At 55.2% G+C, this 21943-nt stretch carries 22 protein-coding genes; 11 read left to right on the forward strand and 11 right to left on the reverse strand.

What is annotated here, in order from left to right; all coding sequences use genetic code 11:
- Positions 1 to 88: 88 nt before the first annotated feature.
- From TA5113_RS11310 to TA5113_RS11320, 3 genes are read left to right on the forward strand one after another with little or no spacing between them, the layout of a single operon-like run.
- Positions 89 to 517, forward strand: a complete 429-nt coding sequence (locus TA5113_RS11310) for a PaaI family thioesterase (protein ID WP_370736453.1) — start codon at positions 89 to 91, stop codon at positions 515 to 517.
- Positions 514 to 1026 carry a PaaI family thioesterase gene (locus TA5113_RS11315; RefSeq protein ID WP_058314694.1) on the forward strand — a complete coding sequence of 171 codons (513 nt, stop codon included), beginning with the start codon at positions 514 to 516 and terminating at the stop codon, positions 1024 to 1026. Before TA5113_RS11310 ends, TA5113_RS11315 begins: the two co-directional genes overlap by 4 nt.
- Entirely contained in the window at positions 1019 to 2374 is a 1356-nt protein-coding gene (locus TA5113_RS11320) for an MATE family efflux transporter (RefSeq protein ID WP_082625850.1), read from the forward strand. The genes TA5113_RS11315 and TA5113_RS11320 overlap by 8 nt, the downstream gene beginning before the upstream one ends.
- 3 nt (positions 2375 to 2377) lie before the next feature.
- Here TA5113_RS11320 and arsC read toward each other — a convergent pair whose 3' ends face one another.
- The 3 genes from arsC to TA5113_RS11335 are packed head-to-tail and all read right to left on the reverse strand — an operon-like array spanning position 2378 to position 4121.
- Positions 2378 to 2716 carry an arsenate reductase (glutaredoxin) gene (gene arsC, locus TA5113_RS11325; RefSeq protein WP_058314695.1) on the reverse strand — a complete coding sequence of 113 codons (339 nt, stop codon included), beginning with the start codon at positions 2714 to 2716 and terminating at the stop codon, positions 2378 to 2380.
- Complete coding sequence (locus TA5113_RS11330; protein ID WP_058314696.1) at positions 2713 to 3771, reverse strand: quinone-dependent dihydroorotate dehydrogenase; 1059 nt, start codon at positions 3769 to 3771, stop codon at positions 2713 to 2715. The genes arsC and TA5113_RS11330 overlap by 4 nt, the downstream gene beginning before the upstream one ends.
- Positions 3768 to 4121: a DUF952 domain-containing protein gene (locus tag TA5113_RS11335; RefSeq protein WP_058314697.1), complete on the reverse strand. Its 354-nt coding sequence runs from the start codon at positions 4119 to 4121 to the stop codon at positions 3768 to 3770. Before TA5113_RS11335 ends, TA5113_RS11330 begins: the two co-directional genes overlap by 4 nt.
- A 158-nt stretch (positions 4122 to 4279) precedes the next feature.
- Between TA5113_RS11335 and TA5113_RS11340 the strand changes: the two genes are divergently transcribed.
- Positions 4280 to 5860, forward strand: coding sequence for a bifunctional metallophosphatase/5'-nucleotidase (locus TA5113_RS11340; RefSeq protein WP_058314698.1), 1581 nt, complete (start codon positions 4280 to 4282; stop codon positions 5858 to 5860).
- A gap of 54 nt (positions 5861 to 5914) precedes the next feature.
- Here the strand turns inward: TA5113_RS11340 and TA5113_RS11345 are convergent, their stop codons facing one another.
- Both TA5113_RS11345 and TA5113_RS11350 read right to left on the reverse strand, forming a co-directional pair.
- Positions 5915 to 6883 carry a pirin family protein gene (locus tag TA5113_RS11345; protein ID WP_058314699.1) on the reverse strand — a complete coding sequence of 323 codons (969 nt, stop codon included), beginning with the start codon at positions 6881 to 6883 and terminating at the stop codon, positions 5915 to 5917.
- A 9-nt stretch (positions 6884 to 6892) separates the two neighbouring features.
- Positions 6893 to 7192 (reverse strand): GNAT family N-acetyltransferase, encoded by a 300-nt coding sequence (locus tag TA5113_RS11350; RefSeq protein WP_058314700.1) that lies wholly within the window; start codon positions 7190 to 7192, stop codon positions 6893 to 6895.
- A 156-nt stretch (positions 7193 to 7348) separates the two neighbouring features.
- Between TA5113_RS11350 and TA5113_RS11355 the strand changes: the two genes are divergently transcribed.
- The 4 genes from TA5113_RS11355 (at position 7349) to TA5113_RS11370 (ending at position 9989) form a co-directional block, all read left to right on the forward strand.
- Positions 7349 to 7654, forward strand: a complete 306-nt coding sequence (locus tag TA5113_RS11355; protein ID WP_058314701.1) for a DnaJ family domain-containing protein — start codon at positions 7349 to 7351, stop codon at positions 7652 to 7654.
- On the forward strand, positions 7654 to 8307 hold the full coding sequence (locus TA5113_RS11360) for an SOS response-associated peptidase (protein WP_058314702.1): 654 nt from the start codon (positions 7654 to 7656) through the stop codon (positions 8305 to 8307). Before TA5113_RS11355 ends, TA5113_RS11360 begins: the two co-directional genes overlap by 1 nt.
- A gap of 131 nt (positions 8308 to 8438) precedes the next feature.
- Positions 8439 to 9440 carry a type I glyceraldehyde-3-phosphate dehydrogenase gene (locus TA5113_RS11365; protein ID WP_058314757.1) on the forward strand — a complete coding sequence of 334 codons (1002 nt, stop codon included), beginning with the start codon at positions 8439 to 8441 and terminating at the stop codon, positions 9438 to 9440.
- A gap of 3 nt (positions 9441 to 9443) precedes the next feature.
- The gene (locus TA5113_RS11370) at positions 9444 to 9989 is read left to right on the forward strand and encodes a cysteine hydrolase family protein (protein ID WP_058314703.1); all 546 of its coding nucleotides are present in this window, start codon (positions 9444 to 9446) and stop codon (positions 9987 to 9989) included.
- 50 nt (positions 9990 to 10039) lie between these two features.
- On the opposite strand, the gene lpdA is transcribed toward TA5113_RS11370, so the two are convergent.
- The 5 genes from lpdA to puuE form a co-directional block, all read right to left on the reverse strand.
- Complete coding sequence (lpdA, locus tag TA5113_RS11375) at positions 10040 to 11770, reverse strand: dihydrolipoyl dehydrogenase (RefSeq protein WP_058314704.1); 1731 nt, start codon at positions 11768 to 11770, stop codon at positions 10040 to 10042.
- A 12-nt stretch (positions 11771 to 11782) separates the two neighbouring features.
- Positions 11783 to 13060 (reverse strand): dihydrolipoyllysine-residue acetyltransferase, encoded by a 1278-nt coding sequence (gene aceF, locus TA5113_RS11380; protein WP_058314705.1) that lies wholly within the window; start codon positions 13058 to 13060, stop codon positions 11783 to 11785.
- Between the two features lie 22 nt (positions 13061 to 13082).
- Positions 13083 to 15737, reverse strand: coding sequence for a pyruvate dehydrogenase (acetyl-transferring), homodimeric type (gene aceE / locus TA5113_RS11385; RefSeq protein WP_058314706.1), 2655 nt, complete (start codon positions 15735 to 15737; stop codon positions 13083 to 13085).
- A 165-nt stretch (positions 15738 to 15902) separates the two neighbouring features.
- On the reverse strand, positions 15903 to 16397 hold the full coding sequence (locus TA5113_RS11390; RefSeq protein ID WP_058314707.1) for an ureidoglycolate lyase: 495 nt from the start codon (positions 16395 to 16397) through the stop codon (positions 15903 to 15905).
- Positions 16394 to 17809 (reverse strand): allantoinase PuuE, encoded by a 1416-nt coding sequence (gene puuE, locus TA5113_RS11395; protein ID WP_058314708.1) that lies wholly within the window; start codon positions 17807 to 17809, stop codon positions 16394 to 16396. The genes TA5113_RS11390 and puuE overlap by 4 nt, the downstream gene beginning before the upstream one ends.
- Positions 17810 to 17949: 140 nt before the next feature.
- Between puuE and uraH the strand changes: the two genes are divergently transcribed.
- From uraH to TA5113_RS11410, 3 genes are all read left to right on the forward strand, one after another.
- A complete protein-coding gene (gene uraH / locus TA5113_RS11400) occupies positions 17950 to 18303 on the forward strand; it encodes a hydroxyisourate hydrolase (RefSeq protein ID WP_058314758.1) in 354 nt (117 codons plus the stop codon).
- 639 nt (positions 18304 to 18942) lie between these two features.
- Entirely contained in the window at positions 18943 to 19167 is a 225-nt protein-coding gene (locus tag TA5113_RS11405; RefSeq protein WP_058314709.1) for a DUF2188 domain-containing protein, read from the forward strand.
- Positions 19168 to 19170: 3 nt separating this feature from the next.
- Positions 19171 to 19812 carry a hypothetical protein gene (locus TA5113_RS11410; RefSeq protein WP_058316715.1) on the forward strand — a complete coding sequence of 214 codons (642 nt, stop codon included), beginning with the start codon at positions 19171 to 19173 and terminating at the stop codon, positions 19810 to 19812.
- Here TA5113_RS11410 and parE read toward each other — a convergent pair.
- Positions 19809 to 21767 carry a DNA topoisomerase IV subunit B gene (gene parE, locus TA5113_RS11415; RefSeq protein WP_058316716.1) on the reverse strand — a complete coding sequence of 653 codons (1959 nt, stop codon included), beginning with the start codon at positions 21765 to 21767 and terminating at the stop codon, positions 19809 to 19811. The two genes, TA5113_RS11410 and parE, sit on opposite strands and share 4 nt — an antisense overlap.
- Between the last annotated feature and the right edge of the window lie 176 nt (positions 21768 to 21943).

Genomic DNA, 21943 nt, shown 5'->3' on the forward strand with positions numbered 1-21943 from the left:
TCCACGAGAGCAACCGGTGAGATTATTTTAGACGTTGCGGCGGTCGTGACCTCGGGGCAGATTGACGTGAGTAACCAATAGGGGGTGCATCGTGAGCACGGATCAAATCAAATTCGCGCAGCAGTTCATAGAAGCGATTCCCCATGCGAAAGCTCTGGGCATGACCGTGACCAACCTGCAAGATGGCGTTGCCGAGCTTGAGATGCCATATGATGATCGATTTATCGGGGATCCGGATACCGGCGTGATTTCTGGTGGCGCAATTTCAGCGCTCATGGATACCTGCTGCGGGGCAGCTGTTGTCAGCCACCCTGATATGAACGGGGCGACGGCGACGATTGATTTGCGCATCGACTACATGCGCGCCGCAAAACCAGGAGATCGAATTATCGCGAGAGCGGAAGTGTATCATATGACACGGACTGTCGCTTTTGTACGCGCGACATCCCATGACAATGATCCGGACAATCCGGTCGCAACCGCAACCGGTGCATTCACAGCGGAGAAGACATCATGAGTCGCCCGCGTCCAGAACCGGTCCAGGTCGTTAAACAACGCCGTGACGCTACATTGACGGCCTTGGTGCAGAGTATCCCATATTGCGAGTTTTTGGCCATCGAGTTTGATCGTCGCGGCGACGAGCTCACGGGGATTATGCGCTACCGCGAAACCAATATTGGCAACCCCCTTTTGCCCGCGCTTCACGGCGGCGCGACTGCGGCGTTTTTGGAAATTACCGCGGTGATTGGGCTTAGCTGGTCTCGGCTTTGGCAAGATATGGAAAGCGGAGCGCTTTCTTTGGATGATCTGGAGAATGGGCAGTTGCCACGCCTTCCCAAGACCATCGACTTCACTGTCGATTATTTGCGTTCTGGTTTGCCCAGAGATGCCTATGCGCGAGCGCGCATCAACCGGTCTGGTCGTCGCTATGCGTCTGTGCATGTTGAGGCTTGGCAAGACCATCGCGATAAGCTTTTTGCACAGGCGACGGGGCATTTCTTAATGCCTCAGAAGCCTAGTGTCTGAGCCAGCGCCCAAAGGCGTGAAGAGCTCTTTGCCGGGACAACCCGAAGTCACGCATCGTCGTATTCTCAAGATTGCTTTGCCCGTCGTATTGTCCAACGCGACAGTTCCAATTTTAGGTGCAGTGGATGTTGGCGTTGTCGGCCAGCTTGGTGAGGCGGCACCCATTGGTGCGGTCGCCATGGGCGCGATCATTCTGTCTTCAATCTACTGGATCTTTGGCTTTCTGCGCATGGGCACTGCCGGTTTGGTGGGCCAAGCGGCTGGGGCTGATGATCACGCAGAAGTATCAGCGATCCTGACCCGCGCCATGCTGGTTGCCGGTGCAGGCGGCCTTCTTTTGATTGTTCTCCAGATCCCAATATTCGCAGCCGCATTTATGCTTTCGCCTGCCTCGGCAGAGGTTGAAGGCCTTGCCCGTGACTATTTGCAGATACGTATTTGGACGGCGCCAGCAGCGATTGCCGTCTATGCGGCGACGGGCTGGCTTGTCGCAATGGAACGCACGACCGGGGTGTTCTGGGTCCAGTTGGTCATGAATGGGCTTAATATTCTATTGGACCTCTGGTTTGTGTTGGGCTTGGGCTGGGGGGTCGAAGGCGTCGCGATTGCGACAGTGATTGCAGAGATCACCGGGGCCGCGCTTGGGCTCTGGCTGTGCCGAGACGCCTTTTCCCATGTGGAATGGCGCAACTGGGTGCGGGTGTTTGACCGTTCCAAGCTAAAACGCATGGCGCTATTAAACGTCGATATCTTGATAAGGTCGGCGCTTTTGATGGCGATTTTTTCAAGTTTCGTCTTCTTGGGCGCTGGTTTTGGTGACGTGACACTTGCCGCGAACGAGGTGCTGATCCAATTCACCTACATTGTGGCCTACGCCATGGATGGGTTTGCTTTCGCCGCCGAAGCTTTGATTGCCCGCGCGATTGGGCAGGGGAATATTAGACGTTTGCGCAAGTCTGCGTTGATGTGTTCCTTCTGGGGCGCAGTCACCTGTACCAGCATGGCTGTGTTTTTTGCCATCGGAGGACCATGGTTGATTGATCTCATGACCAAATCACCCGAAGTGCAGGCGGATGCGCGCATCTATCTGATCTGGATGGTCGCAGCGCCCATAATCGGCTGCGCGGCATGGATGCTGGATGGTATTTTCATCGGAGCAACGCGAGGATCCGATATGCGCAATATGATGATCCTCAGCGCCGCCGTCTATGTGGGCGCGGTCTTGGTGCTGATCCCTGCTTTTGCCAATCACGGCCTTTGGGCGGCTCTGGTTATTTCATTTGCGGTGCGCGGTGTAACGCTCGGGTTGCGCTACCCTGCTTTAGAGCGATCGGTGCAAGCCCAGTAGGGCCTAAAGGATATCCAGAACGCTTTCAGGAGGACGTCCAAGGCGCGCCTTGCCATTGGCGATTACAACGGGGCGTTCGATCAGTTTTGGCACGTCGACCATGGCGGCGATCAAAGTGTCTTCGTCGCTCTCTTTGCTCAAGCCGCGTTCCTTGAACTCGGCTTCGCCTTTGCGCATCAAATCAATGGCTGGGATGCTCAGCAGGTCCAACACTTTGCGGATTTCGGCCTCGGTCGGGGAGTCTTCCAGATACTTGCGGACCGTGACGGGGCCTTTTTCCTCAACAAGTGCCAAGGTTTGACGGGATTTAGAGCAGCGTGGGTTGTGCCAAATCTCGGTCATAGCCAGTCCTCGCGTTTTGAACCGATCGCTTGGGCTACGTTTTTGTAGCCATCGCGCGCCAGCAATTCATCAAGGCCGCGCACGATGTCCTCGACCAATGAGAGGCCGCCATAAACCAGCGCAGTATAGAGCTGGACCACAGACGCGCCTGCACAGATTTTTGCATAGGCCTGTTCAGCGTTAGAAATACCGCCAACGCCGACAAGTGGAATTTTGCCATCGGTCGTTTTGGAAAGCTGCGCTAGGACGCGTGTGGATTTCTCAAACAAAGGTGCGCCAGACAGGCCACCTTTCTCGCCTTTGTGGCTCGACAACAACCCTTCGCGGTCCAAGGTTGTATTGGTTGCGATGACAGCGTCCAAACCGCTCTCGATGGCCACTTCGCCGATCTCGGCAATCTCTTCTTCAGTCAGATCGGGCGCGATCTTCAAAAACACGGGGATCTTGCGATCCAAACCTGCGCGGGCCTCCATCACACCGGCAAGCAATGCCGAAAGCGCCGCCTTGCCCTGCAAGTCCCGCAGTTTTTCGGTGTTTGGAGAACTGACATTCACGGTGGCGAAATCAAGATGTGCACTGCAATGGGCGAGGACTTTGGCAAAGTCCGCCGCGCGGTCCTCAGAGTCCTTGTTGGCCCCAAGGTTCAAGCCAATCACAGCATCCCGTGGGCGTTCCGCAAGGCGGGCGGCAATGGCTTCCATACCGTCATTGTTAAAGCCAAAGCGGTTGATCGCGGCTTGGTCTTCCGTCAGACGAAAGAGCCGCGGCTTAGGATTGCCCGGTTGCGGGCGCGGGGTTGCGGCCCCCACTTCAAAGAACCCAAATCCGGCACGAGAAAGCCCAAGCAACGCTGTTGCGTTCTTGTCAAACCCAGCAGCCAAACCAACCGGGTTTGGTAGATCGATACCCGCGAGATTGGTGCGCAGCCGTTCGGACGTGATCAAACCCGGAGAGGCAGCCGCGCCCAATTGCAATGCGCGAATGGCCATGCCGTGCGACGCTTCCGGGTCCATACGGTGCAGAAGCGGCATGCCGATTTTTTCTAGGAAGTTCATATGTCCGCCTTCGTCACCAGAGCCTGCAAAATTTGATGTTCCCCATCCACCAAGGGCAATGGTTTCGCCCAAAGCACGTCGTCCATTGTCATAGGACGGTAGAGATGCGGGAATTTCTGTCCGCCGCGGGAGATTTCCCAAATCAGCTGATCGCCAAGATCATCCGCCTCAAGCGCCAAAAGCCAAAGGTCATCTTCGCCTGCAAAGTGCTTCGCTGCGGTTTCCGCAACCTGTGATCCCGTGGAGAAGTGAACAAACCCGTCCGCCAAATCGACCGGCGCGCCTTCGGTGACACCATCTGCCTGCAACTGGGCCCATTCATCGGCCCTAAATATCTTGAAAATCAGCATGAAGCTGAAATGCCCGTCGCGTGCCTAATGGTCAAGCAGTTCTCGCAACGTCATGCTCCTGTTACCGCTTAAATTGTAGTTTCCTTTACGAGTGTTTTGACTCACCAGTCAAAATTGTGTCCAAATGTTCTCCATAAAAAATATAAAGGGGAGTCACCATGATCTCGCGTCTATTCACCAGCGCCGCGGCGCTTGCGGTTACAGCCACAATGGCATCCGCAGAGTATAAGCTGACGATTTTACATACCAACGACATTCACAGCCGGATTGAGTCGATCAACAAATACGACTCGACCTGTAACGCGGAAGGCGAAGCCGAAGGAAAGTGCTTTGGCGGCATCGCGCGTATCAAGACGCTGATTGATGCGAAACGCGAAGAGCTGGCCGGTCAGAACTTCCTTGTTCTGGACGCCGGTGACCCGTTCCAGGGCTCGCTATTCTACACCACTTATAAAGGTGCGGCGGAAGCAGAGTTCATGGAAGCGATTGGTTATGACGTTATGGCCGTCGGCAACCACGAGTTTGACGATGGCCCAGCGGGTCTCGAAGCGTTCGTTGACACGGTGTCTTTCCCAGTCATCTCGGGCAACTTGGACCTGACATCCGAGCCGCTGCTGAATGGCAAAGTGAAAAACCACGTTGTGCTGGAAGTCGGTGGCGAAAAGATCGGCATCATCTCCGCGCTGGCGGTTGATACTGTCGAGACATCTTCTCCGGGTGACAATGTTGTTTTCCAAGACGAGATCGACAGCCTGAAAGCTGACGTCGCTGCGTTGGAAGCGGAAGGTGTTTCAAAGATCATCGCGCTGAACCACGTGGGTTACGCAAAAGACCTCGATATTGCGGCGAACGTTCCTGGCTTGGATCTGGTCGTGGGCGGTCACTCTCACACATTGCTTTCCAACACATCAGACCGTGCGGGTGGTGCATACCCAACCATGGTTGGCGACGTGCCGGTCGTACAAGCTTATGCCTATTCAAAATATGTTGGCGAGATCACTCTGACCTTTGACGACGCGGGCAACGTGACCTCCGCAATGGGCGAGCCGATCCTGCTGGATGCGTCTGTTGAGCCTAACGCTGCAATGGCTGCGCGCATTTCTGAAATGGGTGCGCCTATTGAAGAGATGAAGCAGCGCGTGGTTGCAGACGCGGGCGAAGTCATCAACGGTGACCGCAACGTTTGCCGCCTGCAAGAATGCGGCATGGGCAACCTAGTGGCGGATGCGATGCTGGATCGTGTGAAAGACCAGGGCATCACCATTGCGATCCAGAACGCTGGTGGTTTGCGCGCCTCTATCGATGCGGGCGAAGTCACTATGGGTGAGGTTCTGACCGTTCTGCCATTCCAGAACACGCTGTCCACCTTCCAAGTCTCCGGTCAAACTGTGATCGATGCGCTTGAAAATGGTGTAAGCCAGATCGAAGAAGTGAAAGGCCGTTTCCCTCAGGTTGCAGGTCTGAAATTCACCTTTGACGCGGCTGTCGCCCCGAACGAAGGTCGCATTCAGGAAGTCATGGTGATGAAAGATGGCGCTTGGGTGCCAATCGATCCAGCGGCGACCTATGGTCTGGTGTCCAACAACTACGTGCGCAACGGCGGTGACGGCTACAAAATGTTCCGCGACGCTGAAAACGCATATGACTACGGTCCAGACTTGGCGGACGTAACTGCGGAATTCATTGCGAAGAACGCACCTTACACGCCTTACACCGATGGGCGTATCGTTCAGAAATAAATCCTGATTGGATGGTTTGAGAGAGCGCGGTTTCAGCCGCGCTCTTTTACGTTTCTAGGTCCAGACCCTTGGTTTCATCCGGTGCATTTCTGGAGGAATTGGGACGAATTCCTGATCATCGCCAGTTGGCAGTGAGAACGGTCCTTGCGACCAATCCTGTGCGTTCCAACCTTGTTTGGCGAGCTCAATCTTTTCCAGTGAAGACGACACAAAGTTCCACCAAATGTAGCGAGGCCCGTTGAGCGTCGCCCCTCCCAAAGCCAACAGCCGGGCACCCAGCGGACCTGCGCGAACAGCCATCTTGTCGCCGGGACGGAAGACCATCATCTGGCCCGCTTCATAGGTCTGGCCAGCAACATCAATACTGCCGCTTGTGACATAGAGCCCGCGATCTTCATGGTCATCAGGTAACGGAAACCAAGCGCCGGGCTGCAAGACTGCATCCACGTAGAAAATGTCGGACTGCATGGTCACCGGGGCTTTTGATCCGTAGCCGGTCCCAAGGATCAACCGCGCAGACGTTCCGCCATCTTCAAAAAACGGCAGCGCGTCTTTCTTATGGTGCTCAAATTCAGGGGCCATGTCCTCTTTGTCTTCCGGCAAAGCCACCCAGGTCTGAATGCCAAACATCGAGTGTGTCTTTCCGCGCGTGTCCTCAGAGGTGCGTTCAGAGTGCGTGACGCCTTTGCCCGCAAGCATCCAATTCACCTCGCCGGGGTAAATCATCTGATGGGTGCCAAGGCTGTCGCGGTGTTCAAATTCTCCTTCGTAAAGGTATGTCACCGTGCCAAGGCCAATATGCGGGTGGGGCCGCACATCAATACCCTTATCATTGATGAATTCCGCAGGACCCATCTGATCAAAGAAAATGAAAGGACCAACCATCTGCCGCTGCGGAGCGGGCAGGGCACGGCGCACTTCAAAGCCGCCCAGATCTCGGGCACGGGGAATGATGACCGTCTCGATATCTGCCGTATCAGCGGGGCTGAGCCCGGCACTCGGATGATTTGGGTTCCAGCTCATGTCACTCTCCTAGACTTTGATAACACCAGCCACGCGATCCGGGTGGCGCTGGGCGTAGGATTTCAGGAAGGGGCAAAGGGGGATAATGGTTTGGCCCGCGTCGCGCGCGTCCTCAATGACACGCTCCGCCAAAGCCGAGGCCACCCCCATGCCGCGCATACTGTCGGGAGTGGCGGTATGATCAACGATCACAGTCGTCTCATTCAATTTTGACAGGGTAAGTTCTCCGGTGCCCTCGACCCCCTCGACAACGGCCACATATCTGGCCTTTGTGTCTGTATCGTCGCGTGTAATGATCGGTTTTGTCATGATGTGCTCCCGTGGCGGATGCTTCAAATGTAGACGCAGTGTGAGAAATCACCATTCGCAAGGATTGCACGAGACTTCTGCATTTTTTCACACTTAGGGGGCGGATGTGCGAAAATGCTGGGTGATTGCCGCCGCTTTAGGCGTTAAAAAGGCCCTATGGACCACCCGCTGATTGATCTCATCAACCAAAAGATCGCCGAGGCCGAGGCCGATGGTGCCTTCGACAACCTCGAAGGGCAGGGCAAACCCTTGCCCAAAGAGGATGACCCGGACAACGCGTTGCTCAATCGGCTGGTAAAAGAAAGCGGTGGTGTACCGGAGTTCGTGTCTCTTAGTCGGGAGTTGCAACGGCTACGGGACGAATTGCGCGAGACTGGCGATCGCACGCGCCGGCAAGACATCCTCAAAGAAATGTCCATGATGGAAGCGCGTATCGATTTGGCGAAGAAAGCCTATCGGTAATGTGCGGTCGTATAGCGAATACGTTGCCAAACGATGCTATGGCGCGATTGTTTTCGGCTTTGCCTGCCAATGACCTACCTGACGTGCCCAACTACAACGTCTGTCCGACCACGGGAATTCAGGTGGTCATGCGCGAAGAAGATCAGCGCAAGCTTGTCAAAATGCGCTGGGGGTTCATTCCCCACTGGTACAAGAAGCCAAATGGCGGTCCGCTCTTGATCAATGCACGGGCGGAGACGATTGATGAGAAACCAGCATTTCGAAATGCTTGCCGCGAACGGCGCTGTTTGATCCCGATCACCGGATTTTACGAATGGACCCGGCTTGAGGATGGCACACGTCTGCCATGGTACATTCACTCTGACGCGCCCTTGGCACTCGCAAGTGTCTGGCAAGATTGGCAAAACAGTGACGAACAACACCGCACTTGTGCTATTGTCACGACGCAAGCGAGCACGCCAATGGCAGACATCCACCACCGCATGCCGGTGATCATCCCTCAGGACAAATGGGGCATGTGGCTCGGCGAAGAGGGCAAAGGCGCCGCGCGCCTGATGCAGCCTGCACCGGATGAGTTGCTAAAGTTCTACCGTGTCGATCCGAAAGTGAATTCAAACAGGGCGGCAGGTCCAGAACTGATCGAGCCGATCTGATTACGAATTGCGACCGATGCTGGCCGCGGGAAAAGCGCGGCGTCTGGCTTTGTAAGGGGTACAATCTGGGGCTGGTCATTTCCTACGAAAACGGTTGAATGGGCGCAGCGTTTAAAGCCAGAGGTGCCGCTATGGCAGATCAAAACATCCGCGTCTTCATCAACGGTTTTGGCCGCATAGGCCGTGCTGTTCTGCGTATCCTGACGCAAACCGACACGCATCCGGGATTTCAGATCGTTGGCATCAACGATATCGAACCGTTGGAAACTTGCGCGTACCTTTTTGAGTATGACTCTGTATTTGGCACCTATGCAGGGGACGTTGAAACCACCAGCGACGCTTTGATCGTTGATGGCGAGCGGTATGCCTTCCACGGTGTCGATGACATTGCGACTTTGGATCTGTCCGGCGTGGATATTGTGTTGGAATGCACCGGGATGACCGGCAATCGCGCGGTTGTCGAGCGTGGGCTAAAAGCAGGCGCATCCAAAGTGCTGATTTCCGGTCCAAGCGAGCAAGCGGACGTCACCATCGTCATGGGCGCCAATGAGGAAACGCTTGAAAATCAACGCATTGTGTCCAATGCCTCATGCACCACCAATGCGCTTGCGCCACTCATGAAAACGCTGGACGAGGCTTATGGCCTGATCAGCGGGCATATGACGACGGTGCATTGCTATACGGGCTCTCAGCCAACGGTCGACAAGCCCCGCGGCAATCTAGAACGCAGCCGCGCCGCTGCCCTGTCCATGGTGCCGACTACCACAAGCGCGCAGTATATGATTGATCGAGTATTGCCGCATCTTGAAGGCCGCGTGGAAGCCCGTGCTATTCGCGTGCCCACGGCCTCTGTGAGTGCCATCGACCTGACGATCCAAACTGAAAAACCGGTCACCAAAGACGCCGTGAATGCCGAACTCCTTAAGGCGACCGAGGCCGGTGTCTTGGGCTGGACGAAGAAACCTCTGGTTTCGACAGACCTGCGCATGCGGCCAGAATCCTTGGTGATCTGTGAACGAGAGACCTCGGTCTCCGTTGGCGGCCTTTTGCGGGTGTTTGGCTGGTATGACAATGAATGGGGCTTTTCCTGCCGGTTGCTGGAAGTCGCGCGTCTCATGGCGGAAAAGGATTAATTAATGCCCGCTAATGCGTTGATCCTGATTGATATTCAGGTGGGATTTAACAATCCCATTTGGGGTGAGCGAAACAATCCGGATGCTGAAAATCGCGCCCGTGATCTGTTGACCCATTGGCGGCTGAAACGCCAACCCATCGTGCATATCAAACATGTCAGCGTAGAACCCGGATCGCCTTTGGCTGGTCCTGGCACCGCCTTCAAGGCCGAGGTCGAACCGACCCGCGGAGAGATGATCTTTGAGAAATCCGTGAATTCCGCGTTCATTGGAACAGAACTCGAAGGCTACCTGCGCAGCCAGAATATTTCTGAGGTCACGATCTGTGGTCTGACCACGCCCCATTGCGTGTCGACTACAACACGCATGGCTGCGAATTTGGGTTTTGACGTCACCCTTGTTGCGGACGCTTGTGCGGCCTTTTCCTCAAATGCCGATACCAGCTTTGATCAAGGCCCCGCGTTGACGGCTGAGGAAATACATCGCACCGCGCTGGCCCATTTGCACAGGGAATTCGCGACGGTGGTTTCCAGTCAATTGCTGCTCTGAAACACAAAAAAGCCCCGCAAGGGCGGGGCTTTTGAGTTTAACAGGTGTTGTTACTTGCGCTTTTTCGGCGGCATCAGGTCTGTGATGGTGCCTTCAAACATCTCTGCCGCAAAATTCACGGTTTCAGACAGGGTTGGGTGCGGGTGGATGGTGTGACCCAGATCCACAGCGTCAGAACCCATTTCAATCGCCAGCGCCACTTCGGCAATCAGATCGCCCGCGTTTGGCCCAACGATACCAGCACCAATCACACGTTCATGCTCATCAAAGATCAGCTTGGTGATGCCTTCAGAGCGACCCAGTGACAGGGACCGACCAGACGCGGCCCATGGGAAGACGCCTTTGCCAATCTTCACACCTTCGGCTTTTGCCTGAGTTTCGGTCATGCCAACCCATGCCACTTCAGGATCGGTATACGCCACAGATGGGATCACGCGCGCATCAAAGAAGCGCTTGTGACCGGCAGCCACTTCCGCAGCCACTTTGCCTTCGTGCACCGCTTTGTGCGCCAGCATTGGTTGGCCCACGACGTCACCGATCGCAAAGATATGCGGCTGACCTGTGCGCTGTTGCTTGTCCACGGCAATGAACCCACGCTCATCCACCGCAACACCTGCGGCAGCTGCGTTGATCTTTGCGCCATTTGGACGACGGCCGACAGAGACCAGGACTTTGTCAAACGTATCGACAGTCTCGCCATCTGGGCCTTCCATTGTGACCTTCATACCTTTTTTCGTCGCTTCAACAGCGGTGACTTTGGTCTTGGTCAGGATGGCTTCGTAGCGCCCTTCAATGCGTTTGTGCAAAGGCTTCACGATGTCTTTGTCCGCACCTGGAATGATCTGATCCATGAATTCCACGATGGTCACTTGCGAGCCCAAGGCGTCATACACGGTCGCCATTTCCAGACCGATGATACCACCCCCAAGCACGAGCAGACGCTCGGGGATATCTTTCAGTTCTAGAGCACCGGTGGAGTCGATCACACGCTCATCATCATGAGGGATGAAGGGCAGGGTGACCGGTTCAGAACCCGCAGCAATGATACATTGATCAAAGCTGACGGTGGATTTTGCGCCATCATTGTCGACTTCGATCATTTTCGGGCCAGTGAATGTGCCGTAGCCGTTCACAACCTGAACTTTGCGAGCCTTCGCAAGGCCTTGCAGACCACCCGTCAGCTGGTTCACAACGCTTTCTTTCCAGCCGCGCAGCGCGTCCAGGTCGACTTCGGGTGTGTCAAACTTCACGCCGAAATGCGCCATTTCTTCAGCTTCGGTGATGACTTTCGCACCATGCAACAGGGCTTTGGAAGGAATACAGCCAACGTTCAGGCAAACACCACCAAGCGAGCTGTCTTTCTCGATCAGCACAACCTTTTTGCCAAGGTCCGCCGCACGGAAGGCTGCGGTGTAACCACCCGGGCCGGAACCCAGAACAACCACTTCCGCATGCACATCGCCTGCGCCGGTTGCAGTGCCAGTCGGCGCAACCGCAGTTGGCGTTGCTGGGGCTTCTTCTTTCGGGGCAGGTGCCGCGTCATCGGCCGCTTCCGCACCATCCAGAACCAAGATCACAGAACCTTCGCCGACATTGTCGCCTTCAGCCACTTTGATCTCTTTCACAACGCCCGCCGCAGGGGAGGGCACTTCCATGGTGGCTTTGTCGCTTTCCAGCTCGATCAGCGGATCCTCAATCGCAACCGTGTCACCAACCTCGACGAGGATGGAAACAACCGGAACTTCAGAGAAATCACCAATATCAGGGACTTTAACTTCCATTGATCTCTCTCCTTACCACATCAACTTGCGCATATCGCCGAGCAGGGTCTTCAGCGTCACGGTGAACCGTGCCGCCAGTGCCCCGTCGATGGCGCGGTGGTCGTAAGACAGGGACAGTGGCTGCATCAGGCGAGGGACAAACTCTTCGCCATTCCAGACCGGTGCCATTTTAGACCGTGTCAGACCCAGGATCGCCACTTCAGGTGCATTCACAATAGGTGTGAAGGATGTGCCGCCAATGCCGCCCAGGGACGAGATGGTGAAGGTCGCGCCGGACATGTCGTCGCCCTTCAGCTTGCCTTCGCGGGCCTTGCCGGACAGCTCCATCAAGTCTTTGGAAATCTCAACGATACCTTTGCGGTCCGCGTCTTTGATCACTGGCACCATCAAGCCGTTTGGCGTGTCTGCCGCAAAACCGATGTTGTAGTAATCTTTCTTGATCAGCTTATCGCCATCTGGGTGCAGCGAGCTGTTGAACTCCCAATGCTCTTTCAGAGCAGAGACAGACGCCTTGATCACAAAGCTCAGCAACGTGACGCGATAGCCGTTTTCTTTGGCCATTGTGTCCATTTCTTTGCGGTACTTATCCAGATCGGTGATGTCCGCTTCGTCATTATGCGTGACATGCGGGATGTTCAGCCAAGAGCGGTGCAGCGCAGGACCAGAGATCTTTTTGATGCGTGGCATCTCGATATCTTCGACCTTGCCGAACTTGCTGAAATCAACCGCTGGGATCGGTGGGATGCCCATTCCGCCTGCTGCTGGAGCAGAGGACGCTGCCGGAGCAGATGTGGATTTCAGGAAGGCGGTGACGTCTTCGCGCAGGATACGTCCCTTGCGGCCAGTGCCGTTGATCTTTGCGATATCGATCTCAAGCTGACGGGCAAAGGCGCGAACCGATGGGGACGCATGTGCTTTGCCAAATCCGCTGTCAGTCACTGCCGCCGGAGCCGCTGGGGCAGGGGTTGCTGCAGGTGCCGCCGCAGGCGCTGGGGCCGCTGCTGGCGCTTCTGCCGGTGCCTCTGCCTGGGCCGCCGCTGGAGCGTCTGCGCCAGCTTCCGCTTCCAGAACAACCACAACCGCGCCTTCGCCGATCTCATCGCCCTCAGCGACTTTGATTTCAAGAACCTTACCGGCTGCGGAGGATGGAACCTCCATTGTCGCCTTGTCAGATTCCAGCTCGATCAGCGGGTCTTCGACCGCGACCACATCGCCGACTTCGACGAGGATGGATACAACCGGTACTTCAGAGAAATCGCCGATATCAGGTACTTTTACTTCAATTGCCATGATCTTGTCTCCTCTGTCCCGATCACACCAGACGGGGGTTCGGCTTCGCGCCGTCAATGTCGTATTTCTTTAGGGCTTTCTCGAGCACCGCTTTGGTGATCCCGCCTTCGCGATAAAGATCAACCATCGCTGCAGCTGCGATGTGGTTTGCATCCACCTCAAAGAAGCGACGCAGGTTCACGCGGCTGTCAGAGCGGCCATAACCGTCTGTGCCCAGCACAGTGTAGCGACCCGGCACGCAGGCGCGGATCTGCTCTGCGAAGTTCTTCATATAGTCAGTCGCTGCAATAACTGGGCCTTTGGTCTTGGCCAACTGCTCTGCCACAAACGGAACCTGTGTTTCTGCAAGTGGGTTCAAACGGTTGTGACGCTCTGCATCTTGGCATCCACGCGCCAGCTCGTTGAAGCTGGTGGCGGACCAGATTTCAGATGTCACACCAAAGTCTTCTTCCAGCATCTCTGCGGCCTTGATCGCTTGGATCAAGATCGTGCCAGAGCCCATCAGTGTGACGTGCTTCTTGCCCGGGCGTTTGACCTCTTTAAGACGGTAAAGCCCTTTGATGATGTCATTTTCAACGCCTGCAGGCATATCGGGATGCGCATAGTTCTCGTTCATCAAGGTCAGGTAGTAGAAGACGTCTTTCTGTTCTTCATACATTTCCTTCATGCCATGCTGGATGATGACTGCCACTTCATATTGGAAAGTCGGGTCATAGCTGATGCAATTCGGGATGGTGCCTGCCAGGATGTGGCTGTGACCATCTTCGTGCTGCAGACCTTCACCGTTCAGCGTTGTCCGGCCTGCTGTGCCGCCCAGCATAAAGCCACGGGCACGGCTATCGCCTGCGGCCCAAGCCAAATCGCCGATCCGCTGGAAGCCAAACATAGAGTAGTAGATGAAGAATGGGATCATCGGCACGTCGTGGTTGGAATAAGACGTTGCCGCCGCAATCCAATCCGCCATCGCACCGGCTTCGTTGATGCCTTCCTGCAGGACCTGACCATCAGTGGTCTCTTTATAGTACTGCATCTGGTCCGCATCTTCTGGCGTATAGTTCTGACCCAGCGGGTTGTAGATACCGACAGAGCGGAACAGGCCTTCCATACCAAAGGTGCGGCTTTCATCCGGCACAATCGGCACAACGTTTTTGCCCATCTTCTTGTCACGCAGCAGTGTCGTCAGAATGCGCACGAATGCCATTGTGGTAGAGATTTCACGCTCGCCCGTGGACTTCAGCTGAGCCGCGAATTTATCCAGCGAAGGGATTTCCAGCTTGTCTGATGTCGCTTGGCGTTTCGGGAACTCGCCGCCCAAAGCTTTCCGGCGATCCGCCAGATATGCTTTTTGTGCGTTGTTCAGTTTGACGAATGGGGCTTTTGGCAGATCTTCGTCGCTCACTGGGATATCGAAACGATCCCGGAAGGCGCGCAGTTGATCTTCGGCCATTTTCTTTTGCTGGTGGGTCGTGTTCTGACCTTCACCAGCGGAGCCCATACCGTAACCTTTAACCGTCTTCACCAGCAAACAAGTTGGCTGATCTTTGGTGTCAGACGCACGTTTGAAGGCTGTGTAGACCTTCTGCGGATCGTGACCACCTCGACGCAGAGCAAAGATTTGATCGTCAGACCAGTCTTCCACCAGTTTCGCAGTCTCTGGGTATTTGCCGAAGAAATGTTTGCGGATGTAAGCGCCGTCTTTGGACTTAAATGTCTGGTAGTCACCATCCACAGTTTCGTCCATCAGCTGGCGCAGCTTTCCAGATGTGTCTTTCTCTAGCAGTTCGTCCCAGCCTTTGCCCCAAAGCAGCTTGATCACGTTCCAACCAGCACCGCGGAAACCGCCTTCCAGTTCCTGAACGATCTTGCCGTTGCCGCGAACAGGGCCGTCCAGACGCTGGAGGTTACAGTTCACAACGAAAATCAGGTTATCCAGGCCTTCGCGTGCCGCAAGGTCGATCGCGCCGCGGGATTCTGGTTCGTCCATCTCACCGTCGCCGAGGAAGACCCAAACTTTACGGTCCGCCATGTCGATATGGCCACGGTTGTGCATGTATTTCATGAACCGCGCTTGGTAGATCGCCATCAATGGGCCAAGACCCATAGAGACGGTCGGGAACTGCCAGTATTCTGGCATCAGCCACGGGTGCGGATAAGAAGACAGGCCGTTGCCGTTCACTTCAGAGCGGAAGTTTTCCAGCTGCTCTTCAGTCAAACGGCCTTCCATGAAGCTACGTGCGTAAATGCCAGGGATCACGTGGCCTTGGAAGAAAACAAGATCGCCGCCGTGGATCGCAGACTTAGAGCGCCAGAAGTGGTTCAGGCCCACGTCATACATCACAGCAGAAGAGGCGAAGGAGGCAATGTGACCACCATATTCGCTGGACACTTTGTTTCGGCGCACAACGGTCGCCATCGCGTTCCAACGGTTGATGGTGCGGATGCGCCATTCCATATCCATGTCGCCTGGGAAGGCTTCCTGATCATCCGCAGGGATGGTGTTTTGGTATGGGGTTGTCGCAGAAAACGGCAAAGTCGCACCAGCAGCACGTGCTTGTTGCACGGCGCGGTCCAGCAGGTAATGGGCGCGGTCGGCCCCATCTTTCGCGATCACATCCTCAATCGCTTCCTGCCACTCGCGGGATTCTACCGGATCAATGTCTTCGAATTGCGTCGCCATAGACGGGGTCTCCTCCGGAATAACTGATGAGCTCTTATAGTTTAATGTTAAACTACTTAGGTAGCCCGGCTGCGTCATAGCAGCCATGCATCCAGCGGGATAGCCGTATTATTACGGAGTTTGCGCTAAAATTAAGCGCAAATTAACTTATTTTGGGAGGGTAGTTTAAAATTGAACTACTTTGAAAGATTCTAAAAAGCGATATTCTTCCAAGTTAGCGCCATCACCGATGCGATCCACCACAGCGAATAATCCCGGCGTCCCATCAGGCGATTCCAGAGGGGTCAAAACCCCGTGCCACGTGTTGCGGTAAAAGTTCACCCCTTGGCCCGGCTGTGTCAAAAACGCCTTGGGCGGTGCTGGCGTCCCATCCTTGTCTTCCGCAACGATCACCAGAAACGGCGCCATGGTCATCGGAAGGAAAGCCTGACTGCCCAAAGGATGGCGCTCCACGAGGTTAAACTCATACGGAAGCGCGCGGGGTTCGGCGTCAAACAGGCTGATACCTGTTGCGCCACCCTGTATATCCAACCGAGCAAGATCATGATGGCGTTCGCACATGCCCGCATTGATCGAAATCGGATCCGCGCCCCGTTCGATCACGTCCCCAAAAGGTGCAAAGTCCTCTGGCGTCAGGGGCTGAGCGACAATCTCTTTCATGGCAGGATGTCTTTCAGGCGAATTTCGGCAATCCGCTCCACCTGACGGCACGCTTCCGTGAATTCGGTCTCGTTATCATTGGCGATACGCCGTTCAAAGGCGCGTAAGATCCCCGTTTTGTCATGGTCTTTCACCGCAATGATGAAGGGGAACCCGTGTTTCTCGACGTATTCGCTGTTCAGCGTTTGGAACCGTTCGCGCTCATCATCGGTCAGCATATCCAGCCCAGCACTGGCTTGTTCGGAAGTAGACTCCGCTGTCAGACGCCCCGCCGCAGCCAATTTACCAGCCAAATCCGGGTGCGCGCGCAAAACGCCGAGCCGGGCGTCTTTGCTCGAGGATCGGAAAATGCGTGCCAAGGCGTTGTGTAATCCCACGGCTGAATCATGCGCAGGCCCCAGCTCTAACGCGAATGCCCCTTCGGCAATCCAAGGGGAGTGTTCAAAGATGCTGCCATAGGCATCCACAAACGCCGCCTTGTCCATCTGGCTGGGACGCTCCCGCCGCACATGCGGATGCTCAGCCATCCAATGCTCCGCAATCTCAATGCGCCGCGGCGTCCAAACCCCTTCAAAACCCGCAATGTAATCTAGGAATTGAATAAGCCCTGCAATCTTGCCCGGACGCCCAATCAACCGGCAATGCAGCCCGATGCTCATCATCTTTGGCGCACCCTCGCGGCCTTCTTGATAAAGCACGTCAAAGGCGTCTTTGAGATAGGTGTAGAAATCTTGCCCTGTGACCCAACCCGGAGCCGTCGCAAACCGCATGTCATTGGCTTCCAACGTATAGGGAATGATCAACTGATCCCGGTCGCCAAATTCCATCCAATGGGGCAGGTCGTCATCATAGGTGTCTGACACATAGTCAAACCCGCCTTCTTCAGCGACCAAACGCACGGTATTTTCTGAACACCGACCGGTGTACCAGCCCTTTGGCCGCTCCCCCACCACTTCCGTGTGAAGCCGAACCGCTTCCGCAATAGATGCGCGCTCGTCTTCTTCGGTCATGTCTTTATGTTCGACCCATTTCAACCCGTGGCTGGCGATTTCCCAGCCGGCCTCCTTCATGGCCGCCACCTGTTCCGGTGCTCGGGCGAGAGCGGAGGCGACCCCGTAAATCGTCAACGGGATCTTGCGTCTGGTGAACAGCTTGTGCAGCCGCCAGAACCCAGCCCGCGCACCATAGTCATAGATCGATTCCATATTCCAATGGCGCTGCCCGGCCCAAGGCTGTGCCCCCGGGATATCAGACAGGAACGCCTCTGACGCTGCATCCCCATGTATCACGCAATTCTCACCGCCTTCTTCAAAGTTCAGCACAAATTGCACCGCCACCCGCGCGCCACCGGGCCAATTGGCATTTGGGGGCGTCGCGCCATAGCCGCGTAAATCTCTGGGGTATCTGGTCATAGTGGCTCCTTTGCGCGCAGCATAGAGCGAAATATCTGCGGCGACTTTATCAAGTATTTTGAAAGACCTGACGGCTTCTGTACAGTGGGCAGCGCAGAATGGTGTGCGATAAGTGGGCAGACCGATCAAAGGAGCGCAAAATGGCCGGATATTTGACCACCCATGTTTTGGACACGGCTGCAGGATGCCCGGCGGAAGGCATCGAAATTGCGCTCTATCGGGTGTCGGGCAACTCCCACAAGAAAATCGCCACGGCAGTGACCAATGCCGATGGCCGCACAGACGCGCCGATCTTACCCGTGGATAAGTTTGAGACCGGCACCTATGAGCTGATCTTTTTTTGCGAAGCCTATCTGAAGGCCAAAGGTCATGAGCAGGACGAGCCGATGTTTTTGGGTCAGATCCCCATTCGCTTTGGCATGAATGAGGAAAGCCACTATCACGTGCCGCTCCTGCTCTCGCCCTTTGGGTATTCGACCTATCGCGGCAGCTAGTTGGATGGGGTCCGCCCCGCCAAGGCAACGGTCGCACCTATCATCATGTGTTAACGGTGTAGGGTGGGGTTTCACCCCAGCATTGCAACGTTTGCACCGTGGACCATCCGTCGATTGTTGGGTTAAAAACCCACCCCACGACATGATGCGTAGGCCGGGCTTCAGCCCGGCACATTGCGATGGTCCCAATGCCGGGCTGAAGCCCGGCCTACAGTTTGTATATTTGCGCAACCCGTAGGGTGGGGTTCCACCCAACCATTGCACCGTTCGTGCCATGGATGATCAGTCGATTGGTGGGTTAGAAACCCACCCTACAGTTCCGCCAAAAATGCCCGGCACCGCCGGGCAGCGCCCCGTCGACCGGCAGTCGATTGCTTGCAATCGATGAGAGGTAACCGCCCCCAATTTGCCGAAGGCAAATCCGCAATTGCGTAGCACCGTTCCACCAAACCCCGCCCGTGACGCTTGCGGCACGGGCAGCGCCCGACCGCCCCCGTTTTGCCGAAGGCAAACCAAAGGTTTGACGACGGGCGCTTCGCTTCCGCCCGCGGTAAGGCGAATTTGATAGGTAGTTCGCTTGATTTTTAGTCCCACCACAAGGTATCTATAGATTATCCCTATTTAGTGAAAGGTGCACGCATGGCTAGCAAGGGCCAACACGTTGTCCCCAATGGAAACAAGTGGAGTGTTCGGAAGGCCGGTTCTTCAAGGGCGTCCGGGACTTATGAAACACAGAAAGAAGCTATTGCCGCCGGTAAAAAGATTGCTAAGAGCCAAGGTGCGGAGCTTTACATTCACCGGCCTGACGGTCGTATTCGAGACAGAAATTCTTACGGCAATGACCCGAAGAGACGCAAAGGGTAGCCATTGGAAATCGAAAATTACGACCAAAGTGTTTTTATAAATTGCCCATTTGATTCAAATTTCGCCCCATTACTTGAAGCGATGCTATTTTGCGTTGTTTATGCTGGATTTGAGCCACGGTTGGCTTCAGAGCGCCTCGAGGCTGGCGAAAGTCGGCTCGAGAAAATAATCGAGATAATAAGTTGCTGCAAATACTCCGTTCATGATCTCAGCCTCTGTAAAGCAGAAGCTGTTGGTGAGTTCCACAGAATGAATATGCCATTCGAACTCGGTTTAGATATGGGATTTAGACGTGCGCCCGATGAACAAACAAATGGTAAAAAGTTTTTAATATTCGAGAACGAGCCCTACGACCTAAAACGCGCTCTTTCAGATTTGGCAGGAGCCGATGTCGAGTTCCATCGAGGGAACTTCGAATTGGTTATCAAGAAGCTACGAAATTTTTTGGTGGTGGAAGCAGAGGCATCCCTTCCGGGGCCAACAAAAATTGAAACCGAATATTTCACATTTCTAGGTTGGATGACTGAAAAGAAAATTTCTGAAGGTCACACTGAAAAAGAGGCAACTCAATTGCCTACCAGAGAAAGACTTGCAGAAATGAAAAACTGGGTAGTTCAAGGCTGCCCGGTGGATTTCAACGCCTAAACATCCAATTCCTCCACAAACCGCGCGTTCTCTTGGATATATTCAAACCGTTTCTCCGGTTTCTTACCCATCAAACGCTCGACCAGGTCGCCGGTTTCGCCCGGCTCATCCTCGTCAATGGTCACGCGGATCAATTTGCGTGACGCCGGGTCCATGGTGGTTTCTTTCAAATCCTTCGCGTCCATCTCGCCCAGACCTTTAAAGCGGCTGACGTCGATCTTGCCCTTGCCGCCAAGGCCTTTTTCCAGCCATTCATCCCGCTCTGCCTCATCCACGCAGTAAACGCGCTTGGCCCCTTGGGTCAGACGGAAGAGCGGCGGGCAGGCCAGATAGAGGTGGCCGTGGGCAATCATCGGGCGCATCTGGGTGTAAAAGAAGGTCATCAGCAGGGCGGCGATATGGGCGCCGTCCACATCCGCGTCGGTCATGATGATGATCTTGTCATAGCGCAGATCATCGACGTTGAATTTGGTGCCAAGCCCCACACCCAGCGCTTGGGTGAGGTCGCTGATTTCCGCATTGGAGCCGATCTTATTGCTGGCCGCGCCCAAGACGTTCAGGATTTTACCACGCAACGGCAGCAGTGCCTGGGTCTTGCGGTTGCGCCCCATTTTGGCAGAGCCCCCCGCAGAGTCGCCCTCTACAATAAAGAGCTCTGTGCCCTCGCGGTTGGTGGCGGAACAATCGGTCAGCTTGCCGGGCAGGCGGAGCTTCTTGGTGGCGGATTTTCGTTGGGTTTCTTTTTCCTGACGGCGGCGCAGGCGTTCTTCGGCGCGCAGGACAAGGAAATCAAGGATCGCGCCAGCGGATTTGTTGTTTGACGCAAGCCAGTTGTCAAAGTGGTCGCGGACCGAGTTTTCCACCATTTTATTGGCAGATTCCGTGGAGAGCCGGTCTTTGGTCTGACCCACAAAGGCCGGGTCGGCGATAAAGCAGCTGACCAGCGCGCAGCCGCCTGCCAGCAAGTCGTCACGCGTAATCTGCGCGGCCTTTTTATTGCCCACGAGCTCGCCGTAAGCCTTGATGCCTTTTAGGATCGCGGCCCAAAACCCGGTGACGTGCGTGCCGCCTTCGGGGGTGGGAACGGTGTTACAATAGGACTGGATGAAGCCATCGCGGGACGGTGTCCAGTTGATGGACCATTCGACATAGCCCGCTTCATTGAACTTCTCTTTGAACTCGACCTTTCCGGCGAAAGGTGTGTCCGCGTAGACGGTGGAGCCACCAAGGGTTTCTGACAGGTAGTCAGACAGGCCGCCCGGGAAGTGGAAGATGGCTTCTGTTGGGGTTTCACCATCGTCGATTTCTGATTTCCAGCGGATTTCAACGCCAGAGAAGAGGTAAGCTTTGGACCGCACCAATGTCATCAGACGTTTGGGTTTGAACCGGTGTTTGCCAAAGATCTGGTCATCTGCGTGGAAGGTCACTGTGGTGCCGCGGCGGTTGGGCGTCGTGCCGATCTTTTCCAACTTGCCTTGGGGCACGCCGCGAATGAAGCCCTGTTGATAGACTTCTTTGTTCTTGGCCACTTCAACAATTAGACTGTCAGACAGCGCGTTCACGACGGTGGAGCCCACGCCGTGCAAACCGCCGGACGTCTCATACGCTTTGCCAGAGAATTTACCACCTGCGTGCAGCTCGGTGAAAATCACCTCCAGCGCGGATTTGTCTGGGAATTTCGGGTGCGGATCAATCGGAATGCCGCGCCCGTTGTCCACGACCTTCAGGGAGTAATCCGCCAGCAAGGTGACTTCGATGCGCGTGGCAAAGCCAGCCACCGCTTCGTCCATCGAGTTGTCGATGATTTCCGCCGCCATATGGTGCAGCGCGCGCTCGTCCGTGCCACCGATATACATGCCAGGACGTTTGCGGACCGCTTCCAGACCATCCAACACGTCAATGGAGGATGCGTCATAGGTGTTTTCAGTTTCGGTTTCCGCGAGTAGGTCGGTCATGCGCTGCTCTTTTCATTATGGTTGCAGGCATTATTCCACCCCGCGCAAACTTGGGCAAGAGCGCAGCGTGATTGTGGCGATGCCTTGGAAAACCGTCACTAAGGTTACTGGCTGGTTAAGAAACACCATAATTTTTGACACGGTTTGCCTATAGTGTTGATTATTTGAATTTTTAT

Source organism: Cognatishimia activa (assembly GCF_001458335.1).
Taxonomy (GTDB): domain Bacteria; phylum Pseudomonadota; class Alphaproteobacteria; order Rhodobacterales; family Rhodobacteraceae; genus Cognatishimia; species Cognatishimia activa.

What these genes read in the sequence shown, in the direction of transcription:
- TA5113_RS11360 (WP_058314702.1), top strand. Translation starts at nt 7,654, where the DNA reads ATGTGCGGTCGTATAGCGAATACGTTGCCAAACGATGCTATGGCGCGA.
- TA5113_RS11390 (WP_058314707.1), bottom strand. Translation starts at nt 16,397, where the DNA reads ATGAAAGAGATTGTCGCTCAGCCCCTGACGCCAGAGGACTTTGCACCT.
- TA5113_RS11315 (WP_058314694.1), top strand. Translation starts at nt 514, where the DNA reads ATGAGTCGCCCGCGTCCAGAACCGGTCCAGGTCGTTAAACAACGCCGT.
- TA5113_RS11340 (WP_058314698.1), top strand. Translation starts at nt 4,280, where the DNA reads ATGATCTCGCGTCTATTCACCAGCGCCGCGGCGCTTGCGGTTACAGCC.
- TA5113_RS11365 (WP_058314757.1), top strand. Translation starts at nt 8,439, where the DNA reads ATGGCAGATCAAAACATCCGCGTCTTCATCAACGGTTTTGGCCGCATA.
- lpdA (WP_058314704.1), bottom strand. Translation starts at nt 11,770, where the DNA reads ATGGAAGTTAAAGTCCCTGATATTGGTGATTTCTCTGAAGTTCCGGTT.
- TA5113_RS11330 (WP_058314696.1), bottom strand. Translation starts at nt 3,771, where the DNA reads ATGAACTTCCTAGAAAAAATCGGCATGCCGCTTCTGCACCGTATGGAC.
- aceF (WP_058314705.1), bottom strand. Translation starts at nt 13,060, where the DNA reads ATGGCAATTGAAGTAAAAGTACCTGATATCGGCGATTTCTCTGAAGTA.
- aceE (WP_058314706.1), bottom strand. Translation starts at nt 15,737, where the DNA reads ATGGCGACGCAATTCGAAGACATTGATCCGGTAGAATCCCGCGAGTGG.
- TA5113_RS11405 (WP_058314709.1), top strand. Translation starts at nt 18,943, where the DNA reads ATGGCTAGCAAGGGCCAACACGTTGTCCCCAATGGAAACAAGTGGAGT.
- puuE (WP_058314708.1), bottom strand. Translation starts at nt 17,809, where the DNA reads ATGACCAGATACCCCAGAGATTTACGCGGCTATGGCGCGACGCCCCCA.
- TA5113_RS11355 (WP_058314701.1), top strand. Translation starts at nt 7,349, where the DNA reads ATGGACCACCCGCTGATTGATCTCATCAACCAAAAGATCGCCGAGGCC.
- TA5113_RS11345 (WP_058314699.1), bottom strand. Translation starts at nt 6,883, where the DNA reads ATGAGCTGGAACCCAAATCATCCGAGTGCCGGGCTCAGCCCCGCTGAT.
- parE (WP_058316716.1), bottom strand. Translation starts at nt 21,767, where the DNA reads ATGACCGACCTACTCGCGGAAACCGAAACTGAAAACACCTATGACGCA.
- TA5113_RS11350 (WP_058314700.1), bottom strand. Translation starts at nt 7,192, where the DNA reads ATGACAAAACCGATCATTACACGCGACGATACAGACACAAAGGCCAGA.
- TA5113_RS11335 (WP_058314697.1), bottom strand. Translation starts at nt 4,121, where the DNA reads ATGCTGATTTTCAAGATATTTAGGGCCGATGAATGGGCCCAGTTGCAG.
- TA5113_RS11370 (WP_058314703.1), top strand. Translation starts at nt 9,444, where the DNA reads ATGCCCGCTAATGCGTTGATCCTGATTGATATTCAGGTGGGATTTAAC.
- arsC (WP_058314695.1), bottom strand. Translation starts at nt 2,716, where the DNA reads ATGACCGAGATTTGGCACAACCCACGCTGCTCTAAATCCCGTCAAACC.
- uraH (WP_058314758.1), top strand. Translation starts at nt 17,950, where the DNA reads ATGGCCGGATATTTGACCACCCATGTTTTGGACACGGCTGCAGGATGC.